Here is a 3,515-nt window from a genome sequence, read left to right as displayed (position 1 = left end):
ATGCCGAGCACACTAAAAAAACGCCTTCATTGCGAAGGCGTTTTAAGATCAAGCATATGAGTGTAAGCCGGCAATGACTAAGTTAACAGCAACTAAGTTAAACATAATGATTGCAAAACCGATGACCGCAAGCCATGCCGAACGTTCCCCATGCCATCCTTTCGATAAGCGCAAATGTAAAAATGCGGCGTAAAACAACCATGTAATAAGCGCCCATACTTCTTTCGGGTCCCAGCCCCAAAAACGCGTCCATGCAATTTGCGCCCAAATCATCGCAAAAATAAGCGCACCGAGTGTAAATATCGGAAACCCAATCGCTACAGAACGATAGCTGATTTCGTCAACAACATCTAAATTCACGTTTTTTACAAGTGGTTGCAAAGCTGCTGCAATACGTTTGCGTAAGAAAAGGCGAAGCAATCCATATAATACACCACCTGCAAACAATGACCAAATTACTGTATTTAATTTGCGAGCATTAATAATTGCAGGCATATGAACGAACGGTTCCATCCGTCCTTCCGTTTTTAACACCCCTTCATGCGGGCCGACAAGCGCTGGCATATGGTACACCATTTCACTTTGCTGTCCATTTTTGTCAATCCATTCAAACGTAGCTTCATAACCAGCCACACGAAACGATGTAGTTACGATAACAAAACCGAGCGTGCTAATTAAGAAAAATAACACAAACTCTAGCCAAAACGTACGTTTGCTCGCTTTCGACTGATCGACTACTCGAATTAAATAAATGAGCCCCGCTGCAAAGCTAATAGCTAAAATGGCCTCGCCAACTGCTGCGGTTATGACATGAATATGCAACCAATCGCTTTGCAAAGCTGGAATGAGTGGGGAAATTTCACGCGGAAACATGCTCGCATAAGCAATGACTAAAATCGCAATCGGTAAAGTAAATAAGCCGAGTAAACTCGTTTTATAAATAAAATAAATGACGATAAACGCACCGACAATCATCATGCCGAAAAACGTCGTAAACTCAAATAAATTGCTGACAGGTGCATGCCCAGCGGCAATCCAACGCGTAACGAAATAGCCGAGTTGAGCGACAAATCCGACGATCGTGACAATGATTCCAAGCGTTGCCCAACGGTCTATCCCTTCTTTCTTTTTGACGCGAATCGCCCCACCAAAAAAAAGCGTTGCCACTAAATAAAGAACGAATGCAATGTATAATAACGTGCTGCTTAGTTGAACCACAACAGTTCCCCCTTATGATCGTTTGTCCGCTTGATCAATCGGCATGACAAACGGTGTATCGTTAAATATTCTTTCAAGCTCCTTTTTTAATCCAAACCAGTTTTTGTTCGTATGTGCTGCAATAAGCACATCTTCGTTGATCCGCTGAATCCATACACGCCGGTGGTTCCAATACATTCCTTGTATAAGGCCAATCATAAAAATGGTGCCCCCGATACCTAAAATCCAGAGCGTAAAATCACGACGGACGGTTAACGCCGATACATGTCGTGTGTCAGCACCAGCAAACGCCATTTTATACTTGTTATCACCGAACGGTTCGATCGTTTGACGAATAGCAGTAAAACTGACTTCCCCTTTCGGACGATCTGGGGCAAACATTTTAAATACAAACGCCGGATTGTTCGGCACTTTCGAGCGCGTATTCGGATTTCCATTTTCATCAAAATAAAAATCTGGAAAGTAGCTTAATAGTTGTACTTTATAACCGTTGCCAAGATCATATTCTTTCTCCGGTTGGATTAAATCAACTGTAATCGTACCAAAAGACTTGGCCGTTTGTTTATCTGTCAAACGGAACGACATACTTTTTAGCTCATTCAGTTTAAAGTCCACTTGGTACAATGCATAGTAGTCGTGTTTGAGCGGCTCGTTGACACGAATGGAAAAGCTTTTTATTTTTTTTAACTTCGGCTCTTCACCGGCAACAACCGGGCCAACACGCTCATATAGCACCACATCTGTTTGATAGTTTTTCGCCATCATTCCGCTACCGATACGGTCAATGGCAGCTTGAAACGCCTCTTTTTCCTTTTCTTTCTCGTATACTTCAAAAATAAATGTTTTGTTTTCTAAAAAATATTTCCCATTCGTTCCCGGAATTTCTTTTATTTCACCTTCACGAATCCACATGTTTTCGTCGACATACATTCCTGGAACAAAGCGAAGCATCGCGCCAATTAAAAAAACGATAAGCCCAATATGGTTGACGTACGGTCCCCAACGAGAGAAGCGGCCTTTTTCCGCCAAAATATTTCCATTCTCTTCACGAATACGATAGCCCCGTTTCGTTAACCGATCGACCACGCGAGGTAAAGCATTTTCGTAGTCTTTCACTTGTGAACGGCTAAATAGCCGTTGTCGTTGTAAAAATTGTTCATTTCTCGTCACCCGCTGATTGTTTAACGCCCGATATAGTGGCACGACACGGTCTAAACTACAAATGACGAGCGATACACCAATGAGCGCTATGAGCAACATATACCACCATGAGCTATATAAATCGTGAAATCCTAGCGCGTAATACCATTTCCCGAGCCAACCGTACTGCTCCTCATAATATTCAGCTGGCGACACTGTTGGCGGAATGTACATCTGTTGTGGATAAATTGTGCCGATGGCCGAAGCGACTAACGTAATAACGATAAGCCAAACCCCAACTTTAACAGACGAAAAGAAGTTCCATATTTTATCAACAATCGTTTGGTTGTACGTTTGCGAACGGCGAGCGCTTCCTTCATAACGCATGTCCAATAACATTGGCACTTCTTCTAACGGTTTACCACATGCTTCACAAAGAACTGTACCAATCGGATTCACGTGCCCACATTCACATTTTACTTGTTCCATGTCGAAAACCCCTTACGGCTTAATTCGTTCCATATATTTTTTTACATCCTCTTCCGTCATCGCCCCTGTAATGATATCTACAATTTTGCCTTCTTTGTCAATTAAAAATGTCGCTGGCAACGGACCGATGTTGTATGCATTCATGACTTGATCTTGCTGATCGATGACGACTGGAAACGTCAGCTGAAAGCGATCAACGAACGTTTGTACTGTTACTTTCGCTTCCCCTACGTTAACCGCAATCACTTCTACTCCCTCATTTTTATATACGTCGTATTGTCTATTAATGTATGGCATTTCTTTTTCACACGGTTTGCACCACGTTCCCCAAAAGTTTAAAAATACACCTTTTCCACGATAATCGGATAGTTGAATTTTGTTGCCGTTTAAGTCGGTAAGTACGAAGTCTGGCGCCGAATCGCCTACTTGAATTGCTCTTTTCTCGACAAAAACGTTCGAATAAATCGTATAGCCAATGGCTGCAAGCATGATAGCTAAAATGACCGTTCGAAGCCAAAATCGCCTTTCTTTCATCCTATTTCGCGCAGGAGACTCCCACTTCAACGATCAAAGGGAGTAAGTGGGAGAGGAATGCGCGTTCCCCCTTTCTTTTGTGTATGATATAATAAAGGCGTGGAGAAAACCGCTCAATAAAGGCACTCCAATAA

At 42.5% G+C, this 3,515-nt stretch carries 3 protein-coding genes; all 3 read right to left on the bottom strand.

Annotated features, from left to right (window positions below; translation table 11 throughout):
* Nucleotides 1-48: 48 nt before the first annotated feature.
* From ccsB to resA, 3 genes are read right to left on the bottom strand one after another with little or no spacing between them, the layout of a single operon-like run.
* Nucleotides 49-1,218, bottom strand: a complete 1,170-nt coding sequence (gene ccsB / locus ABEV15_RS12605; RefSeq protein WP_498853412.1) for a c-type cytochrome biogenesis protein CcsB — start codon at nucleotides 1,216-1,218, stop codon at nucleotides 49-51.
* 12 nt (nucleotides 1,219-1,230) lie between these two features.
* Complete coding sequence (gene resB / locus ABEV15_RS12600) at nucleotides 1,231-2,847, bottom strand: cytochrome c biogenesis protein ResB (protein WP_498853411.1); 1,617 nt, start codon at nucleotides 2,845-2,847, stop codon at nucleotides 1,231-1,233.
* Between the two features lie 12 nt (nucleotides 2,848-2,859).
* On the bottom strand, nucleotides 2,860-3,381 hold the full coding sequence (gene resA / locus ABEV15_RS12595; RefSeq protein ID WP_498853410.1) for a thiol-disulfide oxidoreductase ResA: 522 nt from the start codon (nucleotides 3,379-3,381) through the stop codon (nucleotides 2,860-2,862).
* Nucleotides 3,382-3,515: the final 134 nt, after the last annotated feature.

The sequence above is a fragment of the Bhargavaea massiliensis genome, assembly GCF_050480245.1.
Classification (GTDB): Bacteria; Bacillota; Bacilli; order Bacillales; family Anoxybacillaceae; genus Anoxybacillus.
The sequence above is the reverse complement of the archived record's forward strand: the minus strand, read 5'-3'. Positions and strand labels throughout refer to the sequence as shown.